Genomic DNA, 25941 nt, shown 5'->3' with positions numbered 1-25941 from the left:
CACCATGCGCTTCGCTATCCGTTCCTTGCTGCCCCTGACGCTGGCCGTTGCCAGCCAAGCCCATGCCCTCGACGAGGTCACCGTCGCCCTGGCCATTCCACCAGCCGTCCACGACGGCGCGCCTTACGCTGCAGCCCAGGAGCTGGGCCTGTTCAAGGAACAGGGGCTGAGTGTCAGTACCGTGGTGTTCCAGGGCGCCGGCGCCTTGCTTCCGCAGGTCGCCAGCAAGCGGGTGACCTTTGGTTTTCCGGTGGCTGAACCGGTGCTCTCCAGCCACTTCAACAAGAACCCCTTGCCGCTGCGCTATTTCTACAACGGTGTTCCCAGTCAGACCCTGGAGTACCAGGTGCTCGCCGATTCGCCGATCAAGACCCTGGCCGATCTCAAGGGCAAGAAGATCGGCGTCGGCGCCCTGACCTGGGGCACGCTGCCCAACAGTCGCGCGGCCCTGCGCGTTGCCGGGCTGGAGCCTGGCAAGAACGTCGAGTTCGTCGCCGTCGGCGCGCTCGGTGCGGGCTTTCAGGCATTGCGCAGCGGCCAGGTGGATGCGCTCAACTTCAACAACAGCTGGGGCGACATGCTCGAGCTTTCCGGCACGCAAACCCGGCGCATCCAGTACCCCGAGGTGTTTCAGGAAAACCCCGGTAATGGCTTCATCGCGCACCAGGACACCTTCAGCGAAAACCCGGACCTGATGCGCCGCTTTGGTCGTGCCTATACCGAGGCGCAGTTCGTGTGCGAGGTGAATCCGGCGTTCTGCGTGCAGGCGTTCTGGCGCCAGCACCCGGAAAGCAAGCCTGCCGATGCCCAGGGCAAGGGCCTGGAAGATGCCAAGACGCTGCTCAGTCGGCGTCTGCAACGTACCCTGTACTTCCCGGACGGCAGCCCGCGTGTGCCGGGGCAATACGACCTGCAGGCGATCCGCGCGGCGGTCAAGGCCATGGCCGAAGCCGGCGAGTTCCCCAGCGCCGAGGTGCCGGTGGCGCAGGTGTTCTCCAACGAGTTCGTGCCGGCGTTCAACGACTTCGACCGTGATGCACTACACAAGCGGGCAGAGGCGGCGCAATGAGCCCGGCGTTCGAGATCGACATTGCCGATGGCCTGATCGACCAGCCACGGCGCATTCGCATAGGGGGGCTGAACCCAGGGCTGGCGCGCCTGACCACCACCCTGGAGCACCCCGATGGCAGCCTGTGGCAGAGCGAAGCCCGCTTCGACATCGGGGCCGACGGTGCGCTGGCTATCGATGCACAGCTACCATTCGATGGCGACTGGAGCGAGCTGGAAGCGCTGGCACCCGTATGGGCGTTGCGGCAACTGAGCCCGCCCTGTAGGCCGCAAGCCAGTGAAGGACTGGAGCCGTTGTCGATTCGCTTGCAGGTCCGCGACGCCGCAGGGGCCAGTGCTTCGGCCACGCTCACCCAGCGCTTTCTCGCCCCCGGCGTAAGCCGCCGGGAAATTCGCGAAGAGGGACTCAGCGCAACCTTGTTCAGCCCCGAGGCTGCAGGCCCTCATCCTTTGGTCATCGTGCTCAATGGCTCGGGCGGCGGCACGCCGGAACAACGTGCAGCGTTGTATGCCGCACAGGGTTACGCGGCATTGGCGCTGGCCTATTTCAAGGCGCCGGGGTTGCCCGAGCACATCAGCGACACGCCACTGGAGTACTTCGAGCAGGCGCTGAACTGGGCGGCGCGCACGCTGCAGCCGCGACACGGTTTCATCGCCGTCGCCGGGCTGTCGCGCGGTGGTGAGCTGGCGTTGCTGCTGGGCGCCACCTTCCCCGAGCGGGTATCGGCGGTGATCGGCTACGTGCCGAGTGCGGTGATCCACGGCACCTTGCGCGCCGGGCGCCCGGAGCAAGCCCGCGACGCTGATGCCTGGACCTGGCGCGGCCAGCCGCTGCGCAATGTCTGGCGGGACAACCCGGCAGCCGACTGGCGGGCCTTCGACCAGCCTTCCGAGCCCGGCGCAGCGATTCGCCAGGCGCCGGCATTCGTGGCGGTGGAGGCACATGCTGCCAGTGTCGAGGCGGCGCGTATCCCGGTTGAGCGTATCAAGGGGCCGGTGTTGCTCATCTCGGGCAGCGACGATGGCTTTTGGCCGTCCAGCGCCTACAGCGAGCGCATCCAGGCCGATCTGCAGGCGGCCGGCCATGCCTGGCCGGTCACCCATGTGCGCGGTGAGGGGGCGGGCCATGCCATCGGCTTTCCGTTCGTGCCGACCACTCAGATCGCGCGGATTCATCCGGTCGCCGGGGTACTAATCAGTGGTGGCGGCACTCCTGTCGCCAATGCCCGGGCCAACCGCGAAAGCTGGCACGCCGTGCTCGCCTTCCTTGCCGATGCGCTGCGCGCCCAAGAGGCGCAGTCATGAGCGCGGCCCTGACCCTGCAGGACACAGGGCTGACCTACCAGACCCGACGTGGCGAGATCCAGGCCCTGGCCGAGGTGAACCTGTGCATCGAAGACGGTGAGTTCGTGGCCGTGCTCGGGCCGTCTGGCTGCGGCAAGTCCACCATCCTCAAGCTCGCGGCGGGCCTTCTCGAGGCCAGCGCCGGGCAGGTCAGCGTGGCCGGGCAGGGCATCGACGGCCCGAGCCGGCACACAGGCGTGGTGTTCCAGAAGCCCAATCTGCTGCCTTGGAAAACCGTGCTGAACAACGTGCTGCTGCCGGCACGCACCCTCGGCCTGCCCATCACCGAGGCGCGTCAGCGGGCACGGGCATTGCTCGAGCTTGTGGGCCTCGCGCCGTTCGCCAACGATTACCCGTTCGAGCTGTCGGGTGGCATGCAGCAGCGGGTCGGTATCGCCCGCATGCTGCTGCACGACCCGCGCCTGCTGCTGATGGACGAGCCGTTCGCGGCCCTCGATGCGCTGTCCCGCGAGGCGCTGACCCTGGAGCTGCAGCACATCTGGAGCCAGCAGCGTAAATCGGTGCTGTTCATCACCCACAGCATTCAGGAAGCGGTGTTCCTGGCCGATCGGGTGCTGGTCATGTCGCCGCGCCCCGGCCGCATCATCGACGATGTGGCGATCACGCTGCCCCGGCCCCGTAGCCTGGAGACCCTGGTCGATCCAACCTTCACCGCACTCTGCCAACAGCTGAGAAGGCACTTCACCCATGCGTAGACTGCTGCCCGTGCTTTACCCCCTGACCAGCCTGGCGGTGTTGATCCTGATCTGGGACCTGTCCGTACGCCTGCTGGAGATTCCCGATTACCTGCTGCCCGCGCCGTTGACGGTTTACCAGGCGCTGGCTGGCGGTTTCGCCGATGGCAGCCTGTGGCCACACATCGGCGTCACCCTGGGCGAGACGCTCAGCGGCTATGCCATTGGTTGCCTGCTGGCGATCACCTTGGGCGCCTTGCTGGCCGAATCGCAGACCTTCGAGCGGTTCGTCTACCCGTTGCTGATCGGCCTGCAGGCAACCCCCAAGGTCGCCCTGGGGCCGATCATTCTGGTGTGGTTCGGCTTCGGCATGACTTCCAAGATCGTGCTGGTGGCGCTGGTCTGCTTCTTCCCGCTGTTCGTCAACACGGTAAACGGCATTCGGCGTACCGACCCGGAGCTGCTCGACGCCTGCCGTTCCTTTTCCGCCTCGCGACTTTACCTGCTGGTCCACGTGAAGTTCCCGGCCGCGGCCGGCGAGGTATTCGCCGGCCTGCAGATCGGCGTGTCGCTGGCGCTGATCGGCGCGGTGGTCGGTGAATTCCTGTCGGCCCAACGCGGGCTCGGTTATCTGATCGCTTCAAGCTCGGTCAGCATGAGCCTCGCGACCATGTTCGCCGGAGTCATCCTGCTGGCCTTCATCGGCCTGTGCGGGGCACAGAGCGTGCGCTGGCTTCAGCGCCGCGTGATCTTCTGGGAGCCGGGCGCCGCCCGGGCCCGTAAACATTGAAGGAGAGTTTCATGTCGTTCGACTGGCGCAACCCCTACCCAACGACCCGTATCCCGTTGTTCGCCCGCAACGTGGTGTCGACCTCCCACCCCATTGCGGCCCAGGCCGGGCTGCGCCTGCTCCTGGCCGGCGGCAACGCCGTGGATGCGGCCATCGCCGCGGCTGCCACCCTGACCGTGGTCGAACCGGTTTCCTGCGGGTTGGGCAGCGATGCCTTCGCTTTGGTGTGGGACGGCGACTCGCTGCACGGGCTCAACGCATCCGGTACCGCGCCCGGCGCCTGGACGCCAGAGTACTTCCGCCAGCGCTATGGCGAGGACGGCCATGGCCATGCGAAACGGCCGGTACGCGGTTGGGATTCGATCACCTTACCCGGTGCGGTAGCCGGTTGGGGCGCGTTGCACGAGCGTTTCGGCAAACGTCCCTTCGCCGAGGTGCTGGCGCCGGCGGTGGAGGTGGCCGAGCGCGGCATCACCATCGCCCCGATCGTGGCGCACAAGTGGGCGGCAGCGGTTCCCGAGCTGCAGGGCCAGCCGGGTTTCGCCGAGGCCTTCATGCCCCATGGTCGGGCGCCGCAGACTGGCGAGAAATTCGTCTTCGCCGACGCTGCGCGCACCTTGCGACTGCTGGGCGAGCAGGGCGCACGGGCGTTCTACGAGGGTGAGATCGCCGAGGCCATCATCGGCCATGCCCGGGCCACGGGTGGCAACCTCACCGCAGCGGATCTACGGGGCTATCGCCCTGAGTGGGTCGCGCCGATTTCACAGCGTTACCGTGGTTACGACGTGCACGAGATCCCGCCGAATGGCCAGGGCATTGCGGCACTCATCGCGCTGGGCATTCTCGAGCACTTCGACCTGGCGGCTCTGCCGGTCGACTCGGCGGCGTCTCAGCACCTGCAGATCGAAGCCATGAAGCTGGCCTTCGCCGACGTTTACCGCTACGTCGCCGACCCACGCAGCATGGAGGTCACGCCCGAGCAGATGCTCGAGCCGGCGTACCTCGCGCAGCGCGCCAGGGCCATCGACCCGCACAAGGCCAGCCACCCGGGCTTCGGCCTGCCCAGGTCGGGCGGCACCGTGTACCTCAGCGTCGCCGACGAGGACGGCATGATGGTGTCCTTTATCCAGTCCAACTACATGGGCTTCGGTTCCGGCATCGTGGTGCCGGGTTATGGCGTCAGCTTGCAGAACCGCGGTGCCGGTTTCTCCAGCGACCCGGCTTCGGCCAACGTGGTGGCGCCCGGCAAGCGGCCGTTCCACACCATCATCCCGGCATTTCTCACCCGTGACGGTGTAGCGCAGATGAGTTTCGGCGTGATGGGCGGCGACATGCAGCCCCAGGGCCATGTACAGACCCTGGTGCGCATGCTCGATTACCAGCAGCAGCCCCAGGCGGCCTGCGATGCGCCACGCTGGAAGGTCAACCGGGATTTCTCGGTGGACCTGGAGGCCAGCATGAATGCCGATGCCGTACGCGGGCTGGAGGGATTGGGCAACCGTCTGAAATCCGTGGAAGACCCATACATGGACTTCGGTTCCGGGCAGTTCATCTGGCGGCTGTCGGATGATCCTGCCCATGGCTATGTGGCTGCCAGCGACAGTCGGCGAGACGGACAGGCTGTGGGGTTCTAGTTCAGAAGCAGGGCAGCACTCGCGTGCAGGGATGTTGATCGGCACAAGGGTGCATGCCCAGAAAACGTATAGACGTGCACGTGGGCGCTTGAGTCATAGAGCGGCTGTCAGGCCGTAACTCTGCTCAGCCTTTGGCATCTGGTGGGCCAAAGGCTATTGCTCAGTCGCACAAACCAGATGGACGTGCATACCCGTGATTGGTCTCGCTGCCGTGCGCAGATGAACAGCGGATGCTCGCGGCCCGCTGCGCCAGTCCGATTGGGCCCTGTATGTCACGCGGCAGTTGCTGATCGCTAATCTGCTCCAGCGGTACCTGCAGTTGGCCACCGGAAAGCTGCTTCGACCATCTCGCGACGCTCCAGCGACTGCACACAGTTGAGCTGCAAGCTGATGATGTCGCCATTGGTCTTGGTGCAAAGAGCTAGAGTTGTGGCGTTTTCGTTCCAGGTGGTGTGTTCCGGCTGGTTGGCACCGCGCACGTGCGAGCCGTCGATCTGCAAAGCGCTGTTCCTGATCGAATAGACCAGAAGCGTTTGACTGTTTACCACTGAACAGTCAATCAGCATTGCTGTGGTCGTCTATGCATTTCTCTTGTTTCTGGTTTTATCTAACTCTATGTAAATAAAAGAGTTATCAGTTGGCATGAATCGTGTTGATAGAGCTACAAGCAGCACCGCGACAGGTGCCGAGCCTATCGAGCAGGAGTCCCCATGCCACGTGAAATTCGTTTGAACGCCTTCGAGATGAACTGTGTCGGCCACCAGTCGCCCGGCCTTTGGAGGCACCCCAAGGATCGCGCCTGGCAATACAAGGATCTGGATTACTGGACGGATCTGGCCAGGTTGCTGGAGCGTGGCAAGTTCGACGGCATCTTCATCGCCGACGTGATCGGTATCTACGACGTGCTGGGCGGCAATGGCGATGCGGCCATCCGCCAGGCGACCCAGGTTCCGGTGAACGATCCGCTGGCGTTGATCACCCCGATGGCGCTGGTTACCGAGCACCTGGGCTTCGGTCTCACCGCCTCGCTGACCTTCGAGCACCCATATCCCTTCGCCCGGCGCCTGTCGACTCTGGATCATCTGACCAAGGGGCGCATCGGCTGGAACATCGTCACGTCCTACCTCGACAGCGGTGCGCGCAACCTCGGGCAGAAGGCCCTGAGCGATCACGATGCGCGCTACGACTACGCCGATGAATACCTTGAAGTGCTCTACAAGCTGTTCGAAGGCAGCTGGGAGGAGGGGGCGGTGGTGCGTGATCGTGAACGCGGGATCTTCACCGACCCGAGCAAGGTTCATGAAATCCGTCACCAGGGAGAGCATTTCCAGGTGCCTGGCATCCACCTCTGTGAACCGTCGCCGCAGCGCACGCCGGTGCTCTACCAGGCTGGCGCATCGAGCCGCGGCAAGGACTTCGCGGCCGGGCACGCCGAGTGCGTGTTCGTCGCCGCACCGTCCAAGGCGATCCTGAAAAAAACCGTGGCAGACATCCGCCGTCGGGCTGCCGAAGCCGGGCGCGATCCACGCAAGGTGCTGATCTTCAACCTGCAGACGGTGATCGTCGACGAGACCGACGCCAAAGCCCAGGCCAAGTGGCAGGAGCTGAAATCCTATAGCAGCTACGAGGGGGCGCTGGCGCTGATTTCCGGCTGGACCGGTATCGACTTTGGCCAGTACCAGCCGGATCAGGTGCTCAAGCACATCCACACCAACGCCATTCAATCGGCAGTGGAAACCTTCTCTACCGCCGACCCGGACAAGCAGTGGACGGTCCAGGAACTGGCTGACTGGGTTGGCATTGGCGGCTTCGGTCCGCTGATCGTCGGCAGTGCGCAGACCGTTGCCGACGAGCTGCAGGCCTGGGTCGAGGAGACCGACGTGGACGGCTTCAACCTGGCATATGCCCTGGCCCACGAAACCTTCCGTGATGTGGTCGAGCTGCTGGTGCCCGAGTTGCAGGCACGCGGCGCGTACAAGACCGATTATCGCTCCGGAACCCTGCGCGAGAAATTGTTCGGTGATGGCCCGCGACTGCCCGCTAGCCATCCTGGTGCCGGTTATCGCGACCTCAGCCAGCAGCGCAAAACCCTCAGTGCCAGCCTGGCCGAGCCCGCCTGAGTCGGCAGAGGAGTCATCGCATGAGCATTCATGAACTCAATCCGCCGGTGCCTGATGTGGTGGACGGCAGCGCCCTGACGGCGTTGCAGCGCTGGGCCAGAGAACGACCGACACAAATCGCCCTGCGTCATCGCCGCCTCGGTGCGTGGAAGGCCTGGCGCTGGATCGACGTGCAGCGCGAGGTCGAGCGGGTTGCCGATGGCTTGCGTCAGCAAGGTTTTGCTCCTGGCGCGCGGCTGGCCTTGTGCGGCGCCTATGAGCCGAGCTTGCTGATCCTGGCGTTGGCTGCCCACCAGCTTGGTGGCCAGAGCCTGGTGATTGGCCGCGATAGCCGTGGCGATGAGCTGCAACGGCAACTGCACCGGGTGCGCCCTACGTTTGCGTTCGTCCAGCGCCGCGAAAACGTGTCGCACTGGATAGGCAGCGGCCTTGTCGAGCAGTGGCCACTGCGTCTGTTTTCCGCCCAGGCCAATGCCATGAGCAACGGCTTGTGGCAGGTGCAGCCACTGTCGGCGCTGTTTGTCGGTGAGGCGCCGGTAGCGCAGCGTGAGGGTTGGGCGCAGGTGTCTGAGGATGACGTGCTGTGGATCGATGAAGGCACCGAATGGCATGAAGGATTGGGGCATTTGCTGAGCCGCTGGTTGGAGCAGGGCGAAGGCCTGGCCTTTCCTGAGACCAGCGAATCTGCCGCTCGCGACCGCCGCGAAATCGCCCCGACCGGGTTGCTGCTGTCTGTTGCGCGCGCCGAGGCGCTGGCTGGTGAAATCGATGCGCGTTTAGCGCCATCGGGCACTTGGCGGCGGCGCCTGTGCGACTGGACGCTGGAGAATTCGCACCAGGGCTTGCGTCGCAGGCTGAAGCAGCGGGTGCGGCGTTTGCTCGGCTTTCATCGCTTGCGCCGGATCGAGGTGCCGAGTGCGCCTGCCGGTGTGGCGTTACAAGGCCCGGCTCGCCTGTCGTGGCTGCACGACCATCTGGAGCGGGTGGCATGAGCGCCTTGCTGGAGATACGCAATGTGTCGCTGTCGTTCAAGGGCGTGAAGGCGATTTCCGATCTGTCGTTCAGCGTCAGGCGCGGCGAGATCTGCGCCCTGATCGGGCCGAATGGCGCTGGCAAGAGCTCGCTGCTGAATATCCTCAACGGGGTCTACCAGGCCGATACCGGGCAGTTGTACTTCGCTGCCGAACCGTTGCGCCGGCCACACCCGCTGAAGGCTGCGCGGCTCGGGATTGGCCGCACTTTCCAGAACAACGCGCTGTTCAAGAAGATGAGCGTGCTGGACAACCTGCTCACTGGCCTGTCGCGTTTTCAGCGCAGCTTTTTTCTCGAGCAGGCGCTGGGCTTGCCACGTGCCCGGCGTGAAGCGCGCGCTTTCGCTGAACGCGCCGAGAGCGTGCTCGAGTTCCTCGAACTGCAGCCTTGGCGCGACGTTGCCGTGGGCAGCCTGGCTTACGGCCTGCAGAAGCGCGTGGAGCTGGGCCGCGCACTGATCGCGCAACCGACCCTGCTGCTGCTCGATGAGCCGATGGCGGGGATGAACGCCGAAGAGAAACAGGACATGAGCCGCTTCATTGCGGATATCAACCGCGATCTCGGCACCACGGTGATTCTCATCGAACACGACATTCAGGTGGTCATGGGGCTGTCCAGCCACGTGGTGGTGCTGGACTACGGGCGCAAGGTCGGCGATGGCACACCGGCCGAGGTTCAGGTCAATCCCGATGTGATCGCCGCTTATCTGGGGACGCCAAACGGATGATCTTCTTTCTGGAAACCCTGATCGGCGGGTTGCTCGCCGGCACCATGTATTCGCTGGTGGCCATCGGCTTCGTGCTGATCTACAAAGCCAGCGGTGTGTTCAATTTCGCCCAGGGTGCGATGCTGCTGTTTGCCGCGCTGACCTTCGTGAGCCTGCACGAGCAGGGGCTGTCTTTCGCCCTGGCGCTGGCCGTGACGGTGCTGGTGATGATCATCGGCGCGCTGTTGATCGAGCGGTTGGTGCTAAGGCCACTGGTCAATCGCTCACAGATCACCCTGTTCATGGCCACCCTCGGCCTGTCGTTCGTCATCGAGGGCCTGGCTCAAGGGCTGATGGGTGCCCAGGTGCGTGCGCTGGATCTGGGTATCGAAGACATCCCGCTGTTCGTCGGCGAGATCATGATCAGCCAGTTCGACCTGGTCGCCGCGAGCGTTTCCGCACTGCTGGTGGTGGTGCTGGCGCTGCTGTTCAACCAGACCCGTATCGGCGTGGCGCTGCGTGCGGTGGCCGACGATACCCGTGCGGCGCTGTCGCTGGGCATCAACCTCAACCGCATCTGGCAGATCGTCTGGGCTGTGGCCGGGGTGGTCGGTCTGGTTGCCGGCTTGCTCTGGGGCGCGCGCCAGGGCGTGCAGTTCTCGCTCTCGCTGGTGGTGCTCAAGGCGCTGCCGGTGCTGATCATCGGTGGTTTCACCTCGATTGGCGGAGCCATCGTTGGCGGCCTGATCGTCGGCGCAGCGGAGAACCTTGCCGAGGCCTACATCGGCCCGCTGATAGGTGGTGGCATCACGCCCTGGTTCGCCTATTTCCTCGCCCTGATCTTCCTCTACATCCGTCCGGCTGGCCTGTTCGGCGACCGGGCCATCGAACGGGTATGACGCCATGACCGCTACCGTTTCGCGCCTGCGCACCAGCTTCGACGAAGCGCCTCTGATTCTGGTACGCCACCGCTGGCCGCTGGGGTTGTCGTTGTTGCTGCTGGTGGCTTTCGTCGGGCTACCCCTGCTGGGCAACGATTACTGGCTCAACGCGATCCTGATTCCCTTTCTGGTGTTGTCGCTGGCCGGGCTGGGGCTGAACCTGTTGACCGGCTACACCGGGCAGACCTCGGTCGGCGCTGCCGGTTTCATGGCGGTTGGAGCCTTTGCCACCTACGGCCTGCTGCTGCGTGTACCTGGGCTGCCCTTGCCGCTGGCGCTGGTCGGCGGTGGGTTGATTGCAGGTCTGGTTGGCTTGCTGTTCGGCATTCCCAGTTCGCGGATCAAGGGGTTTTACCTGATGGTCACCACGCTCGCTGCGCAGTTCTTTCTGGAGTGGGTGTTCGCCAAGTTTCCCTGGTTCTACAACTACGCCTCGTCCGGCACCATCAGCGCGCCCCGTCTGGAATTGTTCGGCTACAGCGTGGCCACGCCGGTCGGCCGTTACCTGCTGACCCTGAGTTGCGTGGTGCTGCTGACCTGGGTGGCGGTCAACCTGGTGCGTAGCCAGGTCGGCCGCAACTGGATGGCGATCCGCGACATGGATACCGCTGCGGCAGTGATCGGCATCGAGGTGGATCGTTACAAGCGTCTGGCCTTCGCCGTCAGCTCTTTCTACCTGGGAATCGCCGGGGCGCTCTGGGCTTTCGCCTACCTGGGCACCGCCAGCGCCGGGAGTTTTGATATCAACCGGTCGTTCCAGATCCTCTTCATCATCATCATCGGTGGCATGGGCAGCATCGCCGGCAATTTTATCGGCGCGGCCTTCATCAGCCTTACACCGATTCTGCTCAGCCACGCCGGGCAATGGCTGTTCGACGGCAACGTCGATGCCGGGCAATTGCAGAACCTGCAGAAGATTCTCTTCGGCAGCCTGATCATCTGGTTCCTGATCAAGGAGCCGGAGGGGCTGGTACGCCTGCTCGGCGACCTGCGCGAACGCATCAGGGTGTGGCCGCTGAGATTCTGAACCCCACGATTTGAACGCTACCACGAACCTTGACCCGACTCCGGGAAAGGAGGTTTCCAGCACTGCACAAGAAGTACACATCATGCGCAAAACCTTGCATCGCAACCTGCTCGCCAGCCTTTTCGCACTCGGCGCTCAGGTCTTGTTACCGGCCATCGCCCAGGCCGCCGATAACCAGCAGTTCATTCCCATGGCCACCTACCGGGTTGGCGCCTATGCCTCCAGTGGCATTCCCTGGTGGGCCGGGGAAATCGACTATTTCCGCTACATCAACGAGGTGGAGGGCGGTATCAATGGCGTCAAGCTGGTCTGGCAGGAGTGCGAGACCGAGTGGAACGTCGACCGTATCGTCGAGTGCTACGAGCGTCACAAGGGCGGCAAGGACGGCGCGCCGACGGCGTTCTTCTTCACCCACAGTACGCCAGGTTCCTACGCGCTGATGGAGAAGGGCGCAGCCGACCGCATCCCGTTGATCGATGGCGCGGGCGGGCGTACCGAGTCCACCGACGGCAGCGTTTTTCCCTATGCCTTCCCGCTGTTGCTGAACTACTACGGTCAGGCTTCGGTGGGCATCAACTACATCGCCGAGCGCGAGGGCGGTTTCGAAAAACTCAAGGGCAAGAAGATCGTCACCGTCTACCACGACTCGGCCTACGGTCGTGAAACCCAGGCGCCGATGAAGCTGCTGGCGGAAAAATACGGCTTCGAGAACATCCAGATTCCGGTGGCCGATCCGGGTAACGAGCAGTCCGCGCAGTGGCGTCAGGTGCGGCAGATCAAACCGGACTGGGTGTTCCTACGTACCTGGGGTGTGTCCACTCCCGTGGGCATCAAGACTGCCGCGCGCTTTGGCATCCCGGTGGATCGGATCATCGGCGACGTCTGGGCTGGTTCAGAGGCTGATGTGATTCCGGCAGGCGGGGCGGCCAAGGGTTACCAGGCGCTGGCGCCATTCCCCGGTGGCGACGGTTTCGAGATCCACCAGCGTTTGCGTCAGCACATCCTCGATGCCGGCAAGAGCGACCTCAAGGACAAGCGCTACTTCGGCAAGGTGTACTACAACATCGGCCTGATCAACGCCGCGATTGCCGTCGAGGCACTGCGCACTGCCCAGGGCAAATTTGGTAACCGCCCGCTGACCGGCGAGGAAGCACGCTGGGGCTTCGAGCATCTGGACATCGACGCCGCGCGGCTCAAGGCCAGCGGTTTCGAAGGGCTGTTGCCACCGCTGAAACTGTCCTGCTCTGACCACGAGGGCGGCGGTGCTGCCCGTGTCCAGCAGTGGGATGGCGATAAGTGGGTGCTGGTGACCGACTGGATCCAGGCCGACCGCGCCACCCTGCGTCCGCTGATCGAGACCAAGTCCGCTGCCTACGCCAAGGAAAAAGGCATCACCCCACGCGACTGCGGCAACGAGCAATAAGACCCTATCGACAACCAGCGCCTGGCCGCCGTTGTGCAGGTCGGGCACGTGAGTAGAGAAGACACCATGAATGCAACCCTGAAACGTAGCTTCGCTGCCTTCGGCCTGGCGCTCGCAACCTGCCCCGCGCTGCCGGTGACGGTCCAGGCGGCCAATGAACAGTTCTTCCCGCTGGCCACCTACCGGGTCGGTGCCTATGCCTCCAGCGGCATTCCAGTATGGGCCGGGATGATCGACTACCTGCGCTACGTCAACGAGGTGGAAGGTGGCATCAATGGCGTCAAGCTGGTCTGGCAGGAGTGCGAGACCGAGTGGACGGCGGAGAAGGGCATCGAGTGCTACGAGCGCTTCAAGAATGGTCTCAATGGCGCACCGGTGGCGGTCTACCAGCCCAATGGCGCGCCGGCTGCCTATGCCCTGGCGGACAAGGCCGCAGCCGACAAGATCCCGCTGATCACCCTTGGCTACGGCCGCACCGAAGCCACCGACGGCAGCGTGTTCCCCTACAACTTCCCGGTGATGCTGACGTTCTACAGCGAGGCTTCGGCGTTCATCAATTACGTGGCCGAGCGCGAAGGCGGGCTGGACAAGCTCAAGGGCAAGAAAATCGCCACCGTCTACCACGACTCGGCCTACGGTCGGGAAACACAGGGGCCGTTGAAGCTGCTGGCAGAAAAGTACGGTTTCGAGAACATCCAAATCCCCATCGCCGATCCGGGTAATGAACAGGCTTCGCAATGGCGCCAGGTACGGCAGCTCCAGCCGGACTGGATATTCCTGCGCACCTGGGGCGTGTCTACTCCGGTGGCGATCAAGACCGCCGCACGTTTCGGCTTCCCGGTCGATCGCATCATCGGCGACATCTGGGCCAGCTCCAATGAGGACGTGCTGCCGGCCGGCGAGGCGGGCAAAGGCTACCTGGCGCTGACGCCCTATCCGGGCGGTGCCGACTTCGACATTCACCAACGGATCAAGGAACACATCCTCGACAAGGGCAAGAGCGACCTCAAGGATCCGAAAAGCTTCGGCAGCGTGTACTACAACTCCGGCCTGGTGAACGCCGCCATCGCCGTCGAAGCGATTCGCGCAGGGCAGAAGAAATTTGGCAACCGGCCACTCAACGGCGAGGAAGGTAGCTGGGGCCTCGAGCACCTCGATCTCGACGATGCGCGCCTCAAGGAGATCGGTTTCCTTGGCCTGATGCAGCCACTGAAGCTTTCGTGCAGCGACCACGAGGGTGGCGGGGCCGCCAAGGTGCAGCAGTGGGATGGGCAGCAGTGGAAGCTGATCACCGACTGGGTTCAGGCCGACCGCGTCACCCTGCGTCCGTTGATCGACGCCAAGTCGGCCGAGTATGCGAAAGAGAAGGGTGTGACGCCTCGCGATTGCAGCGTGCAGTAGCCGCTTGCCGTGAGCAGGGTGCGAGGTGTGCGCTGCGACCATGAGCGTTGCCAGGAGCCTCGCAGGGCCTTGTGGTGCGAAAGACAACCGGGCGCGAAGGTGCCCAACGGAGGATGACGACATGAGCAGTGCGCCCCAAGCGAGCGCCGCGAGCCAGGAGCTGCTTGCGGTAAACGACATCGAAGTGATCTACGACGGCGCGATCCTCGCCGTGGCCGGGGTTTCCCTGCGGGTCGGGCAGGGCGATATCGTCGCGCTGCTCGGCGCCAACGGCGCTGGCAAGAGCACCACGCTAAAAGCCATTTCCGGATTGGTTCAGGCCGACCGGGCACAGGTCAGCCGAGGCCAGATTCGTTTCCAGGGGCAGAACACCGCTGGTGTCGCGGCCAATGTGCTGGCGCGCCAGGGCATCGTCCATGTGCTGGAGGGGCGGCATGTGTTCGCCCACCTGACCATCGAGGAAAACCTGCGCAGTGGTGGCTTTCTGCGCAACCCGACACGGCGTGAGCTGGAGCAGGATCTGGAGCGGATCTACGCCTGGTTCCCGCGCTTGAAGACCAAGCGCAAGACCCAGGCCGGGCTGACCTCAGGTGGTGAGCAACAGATGCTCGCCATCGGCCGTGCGCTGATGACCAAACCGCGTCTTGTGCTACTCGATGAGCCCTCGATGGGCCTGGCACCGATCATCGTCGAGGAGATCTTCGCCATCGTCGCCCAGCTCAATGCGCAGGAGGGCGTGAGCTTTCTGGTTGCCGAGCAGAACATCAACGTCGCCCTGCGCCATGCCAGTTACGGCTATATCCTGGAGAACGGTCGGGTGGTGGAAGAGGGTTGTGCTGCCGAGTTGGCAGCGCGGGAAGATATCCAGCATTTTTACTTGGGCGGCAAGGCCGGCGGGTAGGCGGCGATACCTTGAGAAACCTGCATTAACCCAATGTTTGCTTACTGTGTAACGTTCTACCTGACGCGGCCTAGGCCGCGTTTTTTTCGTCCTGACGAAACTGCTGTGGCGCCGGCAACAGCGGTTGCGCAGACTGCTCCCAAGACCTAGCGCCAGGCTGTTGGGTTTTTGATTCAAGTTATTGAATAGCAATGATTTTATGGTTTGGCATGGTTGTTGGAATAACTGGACTTGCAGCGCCTGGAAAGGCGCCGACCTCATCATTCCAAGGATCACTGCCATGCGCTCTACAACCTACTGCAGAACTGCTCTTTCCCTGGCCATCCTGTCGGCCAGCCCTGCCTTTGCCGGCAACGATGATGGTGAAGGTTTCATCGACGGCGCGCAGATCCAAGTGATCAACCGCAACTTCTTCTTCAGCCAGGATTATCGCAACGGCGACTTCACCATCAACCCCAATGATGGCGAGCGGCAAAGCCTTCATCGTGAATGGGGCCACGGCATCATCGCCAACCTGCAATCCGGTTTCACCCATGGCACTGTCGGCTTCGGCGTGGACGTGCAGGGGCTGGTCGGCCTCAAGCTCGATGGTGGCAATGGAGCGGTTGGCAATGGTGTCGGCGTGCCCGGCATCGTGTCTCGTTCGGGGAGCAACTTCGACGGTGAGCCGAAGGACAGTTACGGCAAGGTTGGCGCAGCGCTCAAGGTGCGCGCTTTCGATACCGAGCTGCGCTATGGCGATGTCAGCCCGACCAGCCCGGTGCTGCATGCCAGCGATATCCGCCTGTTGCCGCAGACCCTGCGTGGCTTCATTTTCAACAACAACTCGCTGCATGGCCTGAGTCTGCAGGGCGGCAAGCTGGAGTCGAGCAGTGACCGCAACGCCAGCAGCCACCGTGGCGACCTCGGCACCGTCTATGCCGGGCGCATCAAGGGTGCCAACGATGTGGTGTACCTGGGCGGCGATTACCGTTTCAACGAGCAGCTTGATTTCCGTCTGCACAGCAGTCGTCTTGACGACGTCTGGAACCAGTCGTTCTTCAGCGTCGACTACGTACAGCCGCTGAGCGACGACTTGAGCTTGAAGACCGGCCTCAACTATTACCGCACCCGTGACAGCGGCCAGGCCCTGGCCGGCAAGATCGACAACGACTCCTGGAGCGTGCATGCCGGTCTGGCTGCTGGCGCACATGGCTTCAAGCTGTCCTACACGCGCATCGATGGCGACACGCCGTTCGACTACGTGTGGAACACCTATGACCTGCAACTGGATGCCGCCTCGCAGGTTTCCGACTTCAACAACCCCAACGAGCGCGCCTGGGAAGCCCGTTACGACTATAACTTCGCCTCGCTCGGCGTGCCCGGTCTGAGCCTGACGGCGCGCTACGTGCGCGGTACCGACATCGACGGCACACGCGCCGGTGGCGCCTACGGCTATTTCAATGCCACCGAGGACGGCCGCCACTGGGAGCGCAACCTGTGGCTGCGGTACGTGCTGCAGAGCGGGCCGGCCAAGAATCTCTCGTTCAACCTGATGCAGGCCACTCATCGCGTCGGTGGCGATCACGTCGCCGAATCCAACGTTGACGAGCTGCGCCTGATCGTCGAGTACCCGCTGGATATCAGTTTTTGAAATCACTGTTCGCTCGGCAACAGCCAATCCGCAGTTTGCCCCGCCAGGCGCTTTCCCGATGCCCGGAAAGGTTCACCAACTCGCTGAATCAAAAGGATTTCCCAGGTTGGTACGGGCTGTGCTGTAGCCCTGGGGAATCCGTCACACATGGAGTAGCACATGACCCAGACACAGTCAGCCGACCTGCCTGCGCAGGTTCGCCCGGCACCGCAGCGTGAGGCCCATATCATCCGTAACGACGCCGAAGCCATCGAAGTGGCGCAGCGCCTGGCCGAGGATTTCGCCCGCGAGGCGGCCTTGCGTGACCGCGAGCGACGCTTACCCTGGGAGGAGCTGGAACGCTTCTCCGAAAGCGGTCTGTGGGCGATCAGCGTACCGAAGGCATACGGAGGCGCCGGGGTCTCGTACGTCACCCTCAGCGAGGTGATCGCAACCATCTCCGCCGCCGATTCGTCGCTTGGCCAGTTGCCACAGAACCACTTCGGCGTGCTCAGCAACCTCGGCCTGACCGGCAGTGAGGAGCAGAAGCGCCGCTACTACGCCAAGGTGCTGCAAGGCTACCGTTTCGGTAACGCCTTCTCCGAAGCGCGCAGCCAGTACGTCACCACCTTCCAGACGCAGATCCGCTTCGACGGCGATACGGCGGTGCTCGACGGCGAGAAGGCCTACTGCACCGGTGCGCTGTTCGCGCATATCGTTCCGGTCGCGGGTGTCGACGAGCAAGGCCGCCCGTACATCGCCTTCGTTCCGCGCGATGCCGCCGGCCTGACGGTGATAGACAGTTGGGACGGCTTCGGCCAGCGCATCACTGCCAGCGGCCAGGTGCGTATCGAAGGTGTACGCGTGCCAGCCAGCGATGTGATACCCGCCTGGAAGGCCTACGACCAGCCAACCGCCGACGGCCCGATCTCGCAGATCATTCAGGCCGCCGTGGACACCGGCATCGCCCGTGGCGCATTCGCCGAAACCTTGCGCGTGGCGCGCCGGGCACGGCCCTGGGTCGACAGCGGGTTGCAGCACGGCTGGCAGGACCCGCTTGGCCAGGCGCTGATTGGCGAGCTGGCCTGGCGCCTGCAAGCGGCCGAAGCGATCTTGCAGCGTGCTGGCCAGGCGGTCGACCGCGCCGTCGCCGAGCCCAGCGAAGAGCACGTTGCCGAAGCCTCGGTGGTGGTCGGCCAGGCCAAGGTGCTGTCCACCGAGATTTCCCTCGAGGCGTCCAGCCGCCTGCTGGAGCTGGGCGGTACGCGTAGCGTCTCGGCCAGCCAGGGGCTGGATCGGTTCTGGCGCAACGCGCGCACTCACACCCTGCATGACCCGGTGCGCTGGAAGTACCACCTGGTCGGCAATCAACTGCTCAACGGCATCAAGCCGCAACGTCATTCCTGGAACTGAGGTTACGCCATGTCCACTCCCCATTCCCAAGGCCAGGGCGACCTGGCTCATGCCCGTTATGCCGAGGCGTCGCTGCTCGATTACCTGCGGGGGCAGAGTGCCCGTCACGAAGCGCTAGTGATTGCCGCAGTCGGCGAACTGCGCATTCGCATCGATGCTGCCGACGCGTTGCTGGAGCACGCTGGCACCTCGCAATCGGCAGCCATTGTCTTCCGTCTTGCCGCAGCCGAGGCGGCTCGTTTGGCAGCGCAGACGCATTTCGAACTGGTCGGCAGCAGCCTGCCACGACCGCAGCCGGACAGTGCCGAGCCGGCATTGCCGACGCAACGGCGGCTGCTCGGTGACCATTACTTAAACGGCGCCGCCCTGGCCGATGAATTGGGAGGGCAGGCATGAATCGGGTCCCGGCGTTGTTCGCCGGGCTGATGCTGGCGCTGGCTGGCGGCTTGGTGCAAGCCAAAGCGTGGTGATTTGTGGGAGGGGCTTTAGCCGCCATTGGCGCTGCTTGGGCGTCAAGAGCTGACGGCTAAAGCCCCTGCCACGAGTCGTGCGACCGGCTGCCCCGGCCTATTCGTTGATCTGTGCTAACTAAAGGATCGTGATCAGGTTTCAAGGTCTGGAGAGTGCTCTCCAGGCCTATGCATGCCGTCAGGACTGCTTGGCACCGCCGCCGATCTGCCAGACATAGGGTGGCTCGGTACCGTTCACATGCCAGTCGCCGATGATGCGTTCCTTGTAGATCACCGGGTTGTGCGAGGCGGCGGTACGGGCGTTGCGCCAGTGGCGATCGAGCTGTTTGGCGGTGCTGGCGCCGGAAGCACCGAGCGTGTTGAACAGGTCGCTGGTGGCACGCAGTACCAGTTCCACGGCGGCCACCTGGGCCTGGGCCGACTCCAGTTCGGCGGCGCTGTTGGCCTGCTGTTCGGCCGTTTCGTCATGGTTAAAGCGCGCCAGATAGGCCTGTTGAGCCGCCTCGGCGGCGCGCAGGGTGCCCGCTTCTGCGGCGTAGACCAGGCCGCTGGCTTTGCCGATCACCTGCAGCACCTGCGGATCCTGGCTCACGGCAGGGGCGTTGCCATGGCTGAATATCCGCGTGCGCTTGCTGGTTTCCTGGCTGAAGTCGCGCACGGCGGCGCGGCCGGAGCCGACGATGACGGCCAGCAGAACCAGTTGGTAAAAGGCCGTCTGGTATTTGAAGCGGGTGGCGAAGTCGATGATGTTCTCTTCCTCGACTACGGCATTCACGAACACCGAGGTGCCGCTGCCGGTGGTGCGCTGGCCGAAACCGTCCCAGTCATCGCTCTGGGTGATGCCCGGTTGCTGGGTGCGGATTGCCGCGATCACGTCGGCGCCGGTGTCATCGCGACGGGCGAACAGGTCGATCCAGTCGGAGAAGATGCTGCCGGTGCTGTAGTACTTGGTGCCATTGACCACCCATTGCTCGCCCTGGCGGGAGACGCGGGTGATGACGTCGCCAATCTTCACCGCGCCGATTTCCGTCCAGGCGCAGCCGACCAGATCACCCTCGACGAAGCGCTTGAACCAGATGTCCTGCGGCGCTCTGGCGTGGGCATTGAGGCGATCCTCGACGAACGCGAAGTGCCCGCGCAGCGCTTGCGGCACGTTGGAGTCGGCCTCGGCCAGCTCGATCAGCAGTTGGAACAGTTGCGGCAAGGACGCGCCAGCGCCGCCGTGTTCGACGGGGACGCGCACGGCGCCGAAGCCGGCCTCCTTCAGCCAGCGGATGGGCTCGAACGGCAGGCTGCGGTTGCGCTCGCGCTCCACGCTACCTTCGGCGATGCGCGCGAAGATGGGCCGGAAGCGGGCGGCAAGGGGTTCGTAGTCGGTGCCGGTAGACAGGTGTGGCACGTGGGCTTGAGCGGTCATCGCAGTTCTCCTCGATTGTTGCGATTGCTGACGGCGTATCCCTCGCAAACTCCGTGCCCTGTATGAAATTGCATATAAATCAATGAATTGTGATTGATCCGGAGCGCCGAGCTGTAGCTGAACCAACAGCTTGTTGAATGGCTGTTGGAAGGCGGGCAGTTCTGCTTTCTGGCGCTGCTGTTGGTCTACGGTCAGTGCTTTAACAGCTTGCGTGCGGTGGAGCAGTGGAAGTTGTTGGTGAGTAATTTCAACTCATTGAATTAAATAGAATTTATTCGTTGGCACGGTTGCTGCTCAACCTCTCTCGAACAATGCCCTAGGGGCAGGAGGGGTGAGTATGAGCGCAAGCGTTATCAAGGTTGTGGTGGTGTCGGGGAGTTTGCGTGTGCCGTCGCGCACTCACGGGCTGCTGGAGGCCCTGGTGCAAAGGCTGCAGGCAAGGTTGCCGAATCTGCACGTGCATTGGGTGCGTATCGCCGAGCTGTCCAGCACCTTGTCCGGTTCGCTCGAGCGCGACACGGCCTCTGCCGATCTGCTGCCTCACTTGCAGGCCATCGAACAGGCTGACTTGCTGCTGGTCGGCAGCCCGGTCTATCGCGCCTCCTACACGGGGTTGTTCAAGCACCTGTTCGATCTGGTCGACCACCATTCGCTCAAGGGCGTCCCCGTGGTGCTGGCGGCTACCGGTGGCAGCGAGCGCCATGCGCTGATGATCGATCACCAGTTACGCCCACTGTTCGCCTTCTTCCAGGCCCACACGCTGCCGTATGGGTTGTACGCCAGCGTCGAGGCCTTCGATGACTACCGCCTTGCTGAAGTTGCGCAGTTCGAACGTATCGAGCGTGTGCTCGACACCGTTGCGGCGTTCTTTCAAATCCCGGTCGCCAGCGCGGCCTGACTTTCCGAGCTACAGGAGACACCGTCATGAGCCAACCGATCAAATTCGCCTACTGGGTACCCAACGTCAGCGGCGGCCTCGTCGTCAGCAAGATCGAGCAACGCACCAGTTGGGATATCGACTACAACCGCAAACTGGCGCAAATCGCCGAACGTTCAGGCTTCGAGTACGCGTTGTCGCAGATCCGCTTCACGGCTGGCTATGGCGCTGATAATCAGCATGAGTCGGTGACCATCAGCCACGCACTCTTGGCCGCCACCGAGACGCTCAAGGTGATCGCCGCGATCCTGCCTGGGCCGTGGACACCGGCGTTGGCGGCCAAGCAACTGGCGACCATCGACCAGTTCACCGCTGGTCGCGTCGCCATCAACGTGGTGTCCGGTTGGTTCAAGGGCGAGTTCCGCGCCATCGGCGAGCCGTGGCTGGATCATGATGAGCGCTATCGCCGCTCCGAGGAGTTCATCCGCGCCCTGAAGGGCATCTGGACGCAGGACAATTTCAGCTTTCACGGCGATTTCTACCGTTTCAACGATTACACCCTCAAGCCCAAGCCGCTGCAGCAACCGCATCCGGAAATCTTTCAGGGCGGCAGCTCGCGAGCCGCGCGCGACATGGCCTCACGGGTTTCCGACTGGTACTTCACCAATGGCAACAGCGTCGAGGGCATCAAGGCCCAGGTCGACGATATCCGCGCCAAGGCGGCAGCCAACGGTCATTCGGTGAAGGTCGGTGTGAACGCCTTCATCATTGCCCGCGATACTGAGGAAGAGGCCCGTGCGGTGCTGGCCGAGATCATCGCCAAGGCCGACCCGGAGGCCGTCAACGGCTTCGGTAGTGAAGTGAAGAACGCCGGCGCGGCCAGCCCGGAGGGCGAGGGCAACTGGGCCAAATCCACCTTCGAAGACCTGGTGCAGTACAACGATGGCTTCAAGACCAACCTGATCGGCACGCCACGGCAGATCGCCGAGCGCATCGTCGCGCTCAAGGCCGTCGGCGTCGACCTGATCCTCTCCGGCTTCCTGCATTTCCAGGAAGAGGTCGAGTACTTCGGCAAGCATGTACTTCCGCTGGTGCGCGAACTGGAGCAGGAGAAGCTCGCGTCACTGGCCGTGGCCTGAGGGGCGCCGTCATGCACGAGGAATCTGCCAGCAACCTGCCGGCCAGCCTGCTTGCTCGCGCGCGTCAGCGCGGAGGTGATGTAGCGCTGCGGCACAAGCGCCTGGGGTTGTGGCAGGAACGCACCTGGGAGCAATTGCTGGCTGAGGTGCAGGGGCTGGCCAGCGGCATGCGCGAGGCCGGTTTCGTTGTCGGCGACAGCCTGGTGATCCTCAGCCGACCGCGTCCCGAGGCGTTGCTGGCGAGCCTGGCGGCGCAGTGGCTGGGCGGTACTGCGGCGCTGCTCGATCCGCTTGCGCCGGCCGAAGAACAACTGACGCTGCTGCGCGAACTCGAAGCCGGCTTCGTACTCGCCGAAGGCCAGGAGGAGGTCGAGCGAGTTCGCCAGGCTGATTCGTTGCCGCGACTGCTGTTCTATGCCGATGGCCGTGGCCTGGCCGATGCCGGCGTGCAGAGTTATGCCCGGCTGGCGGCGCAGCAGCCTGATTCGGCGTTGTCGATTCTTGCGCAAGGCGAACGCCCGGCGTTCAGTTTCCATCGGCTGGATGGTGAAGGGCAGGCTCAGCAGCAATACCTCAGCCATATCGAACTGCTCGGTGAGGCACACGGGCTGATCGAGCAGGAGCGCCTGACCGCGGCCGAGGAGGCTCTGGCTGCACGTACCTTCGCTGCCAGCGGCCAGGCTCGCTACTTGCTGGCGCCCTGGCTGCTGGCAGGTTTTCGGCTGAATTTCCCGGAGAGCCTGGCGACCCGCGACAACGATCGCCGGGAGCTGGGGCCGACCCTGGTGCTCGGTACCCATGAGAGCTACGGCCGTCTGTATGCCTTGGCGCAGCAGCGCCTACCGCTGCCTGGCAGCTTGCTGCGGCGCTGGCTGGATTGGGCGCTCACGGCGCGTGAAGGCGTGCTGCGCTACAGCTTTGGCCACTGGTTACTGCTCAGGCCATTGCGCGATGTCCTGGGCCTGAGCCGTACCCGTGTGCCGTTGCTGGTCGGCGAAGCGCTGCCGAGTGAGGCGCAGGCGTTCTTTGCCGCCCTCGGCGTTGCGCCACGTGCCTGGCCGGAAACGCCCCGTTGGCAGGCTACGCGCACTCTGCGTCCATCCATCGCTGCCTGGCCGCAAGGCCATGAGCAGCCAGCCTGAGGCGTCGTCATGTCGAATTCTCCCTTGTTGGAACTGGAAGGCATCAGCCTGTCTTTCAAGGGCGTCAAGGCCATCAGCGACATCGGTTTTCGCGTTGCCGAAGGCGAGATCTGTGCGCTGATCGGCCCCAATGGGGCGGGCAAGAGCTCGCTGTTGAACATCATCAACGGCGTCTACCGGGCGCAGCAGGGGCGCATTCGCTTTGCCGGCAAGGAGCGCCGCGTGATGCGCCCGCATGCGGCGGCGCTGGGTGGCATCGCGCGCACCTTTCAGAACATCGCGCTCTTCAAGGGCATGAGCGTGCTCGACAACGTGCTCACCGGGCGCAACCTCAAACGCCGCAGCTCCTGGCTGGAGCAGGCGCTGCGCATCGGCCGCGCGCCAGGTGAGGACGACCGTCAGCGCGCGGCGGCGGAGCGGGTGATCGAGTTCCTGCGCATCCAGCCCTGGCGTGATGAAGTCGTCGGCACCTTGCCCTATGGCCTGCAAAAGCGTGTTGAGTTGGCCCGCGCGTTGGCTGCCGAGCCCCGTCTGCTGCTGCTCGACGAGCCGATGGCCGGGATGAATGCCGAGGAGAAGCGCGAGATGAGCCGCTTCATCGTCGAGATCAACCGTGAGTTCGGCACCACGGTGGTGTTGATCGAGCACGACATCGGCGTGGTCATGGGTATTTCCCATCATGTGGTAGTGCTCGATTACGGCCGCAAGATCGGCGATGGCACGCCCGATCAGGTTCGCCATGACCCCGATGTTATCGCTGCCTATTTAGGTGTCCGCCCGGCGGCAGCCTAGCGCCGCGCCCAGGAGTGCTGCATGGAATTTTTTCTTGAGGTATTGATCGGCGGCCTGCTGGCGGGGGTGATGTATTCCCTGGTGGCCATCGGCTTCGTGCTGATCTACAAGGCCAGCGGCGTATTCAACTTCGCCCAGGGGGCGATGGTGCTGTTCGCCGCCCTGACCTTCGTCAGTTTGCTGGAACGCGGCGTACCGTTCTGGTTGGCGTTCATCGTCACCTTGGCGGTGATGGTGGCCTTGGCATTGGCCATCGAACGGGCGGTGCTGCGACCGCTGGTAGGGCGTTCGCCGATTACCCTATTCATGGCCACTCTGGGCCTGGCCTACATCATCGAAGGCGCCGCGCAGGCGCTGTGGGGCGCCCAGGTGCATGGCCTGGAACTGGGCATCAGCGACGAGCCACTGGAGTTGGGCGGTCTGTTGCTGTCGCAGTTCGACCTGTTCGCCGCCGGTACTGCCGCGGCGCTGGTGCTGTTGCTGTCGCTGCTTTTCAACCGCACGCGCATCGGCCTGTCATTGCGGGCGGTAGCCGACGATCCGCGCGCGGCGCTGGCTATCGGTATCCGCCTGCCGAGGGTATGGGCGGTGGTCTGGGCCGTCGCCGGTTTCGTCGGGCTGGTCGCCGGGTTGCTCTGGGGCGCACGCCTGGGGGTGCAGTTTTCGCTTTCGCTGGTGGTGCTCAAGGCTCTGCCGGTGCTGATCATCGGCGGCTTCACCTCGATCAGCGGGGCGATCGTCGGCGGGCTGATCATCGGCGCCTCGGAAAAAGTCGCCGAGGTTTACCTCGGGCCGATCATCGGCGGCGGCATCGAAAACTGGTTCCCCTATGTGCTGGCCCTGCTGTTTCTGCTGGTGCGTCCGGCGGGGCTGTTCGGCGAACGCGCCATCGAGCGGGTCTGAGGAGAGTCGATCATGCTGTACCAAGAAGCTGGCCAGTTCAGCGTGCGCTACGCCAACGACCGCCGATTCTTCCGTCTGCGCCAGGATCGCCTGGGCCTGGCCGCGTTGCTGTCATTCGTCTTCATCGGTGTGCCGCTGCTGGGCAATGACTACTGGTTCAGCGCCATCCTGATTCCATTCCTGGTGCTGTCGCTGGCCGGTCTCGGGCTCAATCTGCTGACCGGTTACGCCGGGCAATTGTCGCTGGGTTCGGCGGCGTTCATGGCAGTTGGCGCCTTTGCTGCCTACAACTTCGAGCTGCGCATTGCCGGGCTGCCGCTGATCGTCAGTCTATTGCTGGGTGGCCTGGTGGCGGCGCTGGTGGCCATCGTCTTCGGCCTGCCGAGCCTGCGTATCAAGGGTTTCTATCTGCTGGTATCGACTCTGGCAGCGCAATTTTTCGTGCAATGGGCGTTAACCCGCTTCAGTTGGTTCAGCAATGACAGTGCTTCTGGCGTGATCAGCGCACCGCCGTTGGTGGTGGCCGGGCATGACTTTTCTTCACCGGCGGGGCGCTACCTGCTGACCCTGGCGGTGGTCAGTGCGCTGTTCTGGCTGGGAACCAATTTGGTACGCAGCGAACTTGGACGCAACTGGATGGCGGTGCGCGACATGGATACCGCCGCCGCGGTCATCGGCATTCCCTTGCTCAAGACCAAACTGCTGGCCTTCGCCATCAGCGGCTTCTTCCTCGGCGTTGCCGGCTCGCTTTGGGCCTTCACCTATCTGGGTACCGTGGAGCCCCACGGCTTCGACCTGAACCGCTCGTTCCAGATCCTGTTCATCATCATTATCGGCGGCCTGGGCAGCATCCTCGGCAACTTCCTGGGCGCTGCCTTCATCGTGCTGTTCCCGGTGCTGCTGTCGAACCTGGCCTCCCAACTGCCGGCCGGGCTGATCGATGCCGGGCAGGTGGAGAACCTGCAGAAGATCGTCTTCGGCACGCTGATCATCGTCTTCCTGATCAAAGAGCCGGAGGGCCTGGCGCGCCTCTGGCACCGTTTTCGCGAGCGCGCGCGGCGGTGGCCGTTGCGCTACTGAGCGAACCCTCGAAG

Annotated in this window: 24 protein-coding genes; 22 read left to right on the top strand and 2 right to left on the bottom strand. The window is 63.8% G+C overall.

What is annotated here, in order from left to right:
- Positions 1 to 4: 4 nt before the first annotated feature.
- The 5 genes from BVH01_RS11640 to BVH01_RS11620 are packed head-to-tail and all read left to right on the top strand — an operon-like array spanning position 5 to position 5531.
- Positions 5 to 1069: an ABC transporter substrate-binding protein gene (locus BVH01_RS11640; RefSeq protein ID WP_075930463.1), complete on the top strand. Its 1065-nt coding sequence runs from the start codon at positions 5 to 7 to the stop codon at positions 1067 to 1069.
- Positions 1066 to 2373, top strand: coding sequence for an acyl-CoA thioester hydrolase/BAAT C-terminal domain-containing protein (locus BVH01_RS11635; protein ID WP_075930462.1), 1308 nt, complete (start codon positions 1066 to 1068; stop codon positions 2371 to 2373). Before BVH01_RS11640 ends, BVH01_RS11635 begins: the two co-directional genes overlap by 4 nt.
- On the top strand, positions 2370 to 3128 hold the full coding sequence (locus BVH01_RS11630; protein WP_075930461.1) for an ABC transporter ATP-binding protein: 759 nt from the start codon (positions 2370 to 2372) through the stop codon (positions 3126 to 3128). The genes BVH01_RS11635 and BVH01_RS11630 overlap by 4 nt, the downstream gene beginning before the upstream one ends.
- Positions 3121 to 3897, top strand: a complete 777-nt coding sequence (locus BVH01_RS11625) for an ABC transporter permease (protein WP_075930460.1) — start codon at positions 3121 to 3123, stop codon at positions 3895 to 3897. Before BVH01_RS11630 ends, BVH01_RS11625 begins: the two co-directional genes overlap by 8 nt.
- A gap of 11 nt (positions 3898 to 3908) precedes the next feature.
- On the top strand, positions 3909 to 5531 hold the full coding sequence (locus BVH01_RS11620; protein WP_075930459.1) for a gamma-glutamyltransferase family protein: 1623 nt from the start codon (positions 3909 to 3911) through the stop codon (positions 5529 to 5531).
- A gap of 293 nt (positions 5532 to 5824) precedes the next feature.
- Here the strand turns inward: BVH01_RS11620 and BVH01_RS11615 are convergent, their stop codons facing one another.
- Positions 5825 to 6097: a hypothetical protein gene (locus BVH01_RS11615; RefSeq protein WP_139317826.1), complete on the bottom strand. Its 273-nt coding sequence runs from the start codon at positions 6095 to 6097 to the stop codon at positions 5825 to 5827.
- 144 nt (positions 6098 to 6241) lie between these two features.
- Between BVH01_RS11615 and BVH01_RS11610 the strand changes: the two genes are divergently transcribed.
- The 11 genes from BVH01_RS11610 to BVH01_RS11560 all read left to right on the top strand — a co-directional run bounded on the left by BVH01_RS11610 (position 6242) and on the right by BVH01_RS11560 (position 18503).
- Positions 6242 to 7651 carry an LLM class flavin-dependent oxidoreductase gene (locus BVH01_RS11610; protein WP_075930457.1) on the top strand — a complete coding sequence of 470 codons (1410 nt, stop codon included), beginning with the start codon at positions 6242 to 6244 and terminating at the stop codon, positions 7649 to 7651.
- A 20-nt stretch (positions 7652 to 7671) separates the two neighbouring features.
- Positions 7672 to 8643, top strand: a complete 972-nt coding sequence (locus tag BVH01_RS11605; RefSeq protein WP_075930456.1) for an AMP-binding protein — start codon at positions 7672 to 7674, stop codon at positions 8641 to 8643.
- Complete coding sequence (locus BVH01_RS11600; protein WP_075930455.1) at positions 8640 to 9410, top strand: ABC transporter ATP-binding protein; 771 nt, start codon at positions 8640 to 8642, stop codon at positions 9408 to 9410. The genes BVH01_RS11605 and BVH01_RS11600 overlap by 4 nt, the downstream gene beginning before the upstream one ends.
- Positions 9407 to 10288, top strand: a complete 882-nt coding sequence (locus BVH01_RS11595; RefSeq protein ID WP_075930454.1) for a branched-chain amino acid ABC transporter permease — start codon at positions 9407 to 9409, stop codon at positions 10286 to 10288. The genes BVH01_RS11600 and BVH01_RS11595 overlap by 4 nt, the downstream gene beginning before the upstream one ends.
- Before the next feature lie 4 nt (positions 10289 to 10292).
- Positions 10293 to 11357: a branched-chain amino acid ABC transporter permease gene (locus BVH01_RS11590; protein ID WP_075930453.1), complete on the top strand. Its 1065-nt coding sequence runs from the start codon at positions 10293 to 10295 to the stop codon at positions 11355 to 11357.
- An 82-nt stretch (positions 11358 to 11439) separates the two neighbouring features.
- A complete protein-coding gene (locus BVH01_RS11585; RefSeq protein ID WP_075930452.1) occupies positions 11440 to 12780 on the top strand; it encodes an ABC transporter substrate-binding protein in 1341 nt (446 codons plus the stop codon).
- A 66-nt stretch (positions 12781 to 12846) separates the two neighbouring features.
- Positions 12847 to 14181: an ABC transporter substrate-binding protein gene (locus BVH01_RS11580; RefSeq protein ID WP_075930451.1), complete on the top strand. Its 1335-nt coding sequence runs from the start codon at positions 12847 to 12849 to the stop codon at positions 14179 to 14181.
- Positions 14182 to 14302: 121 nt separating this feature from the next.
- Positions 14303 to 15082 carry an ABC transporter ATP-binding protein gene (locus BVH01_RS11575; protein WP_075930450.1) on the top strand — a complete coding sequence of 260 codons (780 nt, stop codon included), beginning with the start codon at positions 14303 to 14305 and terminating at the stop codon, positions 15080 to 15082.
- A gap of 280 nt (positions 15083 to 15362) precedes the next feature.
- Positions 15363 to 16715 (top strand): OprD family porin, encoded by a 1353-nt coding sequence (locus BVH01_RS11570; RefSeq protein WP_075930449.1) that lies wholly within the window; start codon positions 15363 to 15365, stop codon positions 16713 to 16715.
- Positions 16716 to 16874: 159 nt separating this feature from the next.
- The gene (locus BVH01_RS11565; protein ID WP_075930448.1) at positions 16875 to 18107 is read left to right on the top strand and encodes an SfnB family sulfur acquisition oxidoreductase; all 1233 of its coding nucleotides are present in this window, start codon (positions 16875 to 16877) and stop codon (positions 18105 to 18107) included.
- A 9-nt stretch (positions 18108 to 18116) separates the two neighbouring features.
- Positions 18117 to 18503 (top strand): hypothetical protein, encoded by a 387-nt coding sequence (locus BVH01_RS11560; RefSeq protein WP_075930447.1) that lies wholly within the window; start codon positions 18117 to 18119, stop codon positions 18501 to 18503.
- A gap of 252 nt (positions 18504 to 18755) precedes the next feature.
- Here BVH01_RS11560 and BVH01_RS11555 read toward each other — a convergent pair whose 3' ends face one another.
- Entirely contained in the window at positions 18756 to 19994 is a 1239-nt protein-coding gene (locus tag BVH01_RS11555) for an acyl-CoA dehydrogenase family protein (RefSeq protein ID WP_075930446.1), read from the bottom strand.
- 337 nt (positions 19995 to 20331) lie between these two features.
- Between BVH01_RS11555 and msuE the strand changes: the two genes are divergently transcribed.
- Genes msuE through BVH01_RS11525 form a run of 6 tightly spaced genes read left to right on the top strand, consistent with a single transcriptional unit; the run spans position 20332 to position 25927 of the window.
- Positions 20332 to 20892, top strand: coding sequence for an FMN reductase (gene msuE / locus BVH01_RS11550; RefSeq protein ID WP_075930445.1), 561 nt, complete (start codon positions 20332 to 20334; stop codon positions 20890 to 20892).
- Between the two features lie 26 nt (positions 20893 to 20918).
- Positions 20919 to 22010 (top strand): dimethylsulfone monooxygenase SfnG, encoded by a 1092-nt coding sequence (gene sfnG, locus BVH01_RS11545; RefSeq protein ID WP_075930444.1) that lies wholly within the window; start codon positions 20919 to 20921, stop codon positions 22008 to 22010.
- An 11-nt stretch (positions 22011 to 22021) separates the two neighbouring features.
- Positions 22022 to 23152, top strand: a complete 1131-nt coding sequence (locus BVH01_RS11540; protein ID WP_075930443.1) for an AMP-binding protein — start codon at positions 22022 to 22024, stop codon at positions 23150 to 23152.
- 9 nt (positions 23153 to 23161) lie between these two features.
- A complete protein-coding gene (locus tag BVH01_RS11535; protein ID WP_075930442.1) occupies positions 23162 to 23944 on the top strand; it encodes an ABC transporter ATP-binding protein in 783 nt (260 codons plus the stop codon).
- A gap of 21 nt (positions 23945 to 23965) precedes the next feature.
- Positions 23966 to 24847, top strand: a complete 882-nt coding sequence (locus BVH01_RS11530; RefSeq protein ID WP_075930441.1) for a branched-chain amino acid ABC transporter permease — start codon at positions 23966 to 23968, stop codon at positions 24845 to 24847.
- 12 nt (positions 24848 to 24859) lie between these two features.
- Positions 24860 to 25927, top strand: a complete 1068-nt coding sequence (locus BVH01_RS11525; RefSeq protein WP_075930440.1) for a branched-chain amino acid ABC transporter permease — start codon at positions 24860 to 24862, stop codon at positions 25925 to 25927.
- Positions 25928 to 25941 lie beyond the last annotated feature (14 nt).

The organism is Pseudomonas sp. PA1(2017), assembly GCF_001945375.1.
Lineage (GTDB): Bacteria > Pseudomonadota > Gammaproteobacteria > Pseudomonadales > Pseudomonadaceae > Aquipseudomonas.
The sequence above is the reverse complement of the archived record's forward strand: the minus strand, read 5'-3'. Positions and strand labels throughout refer to the sequence as shown.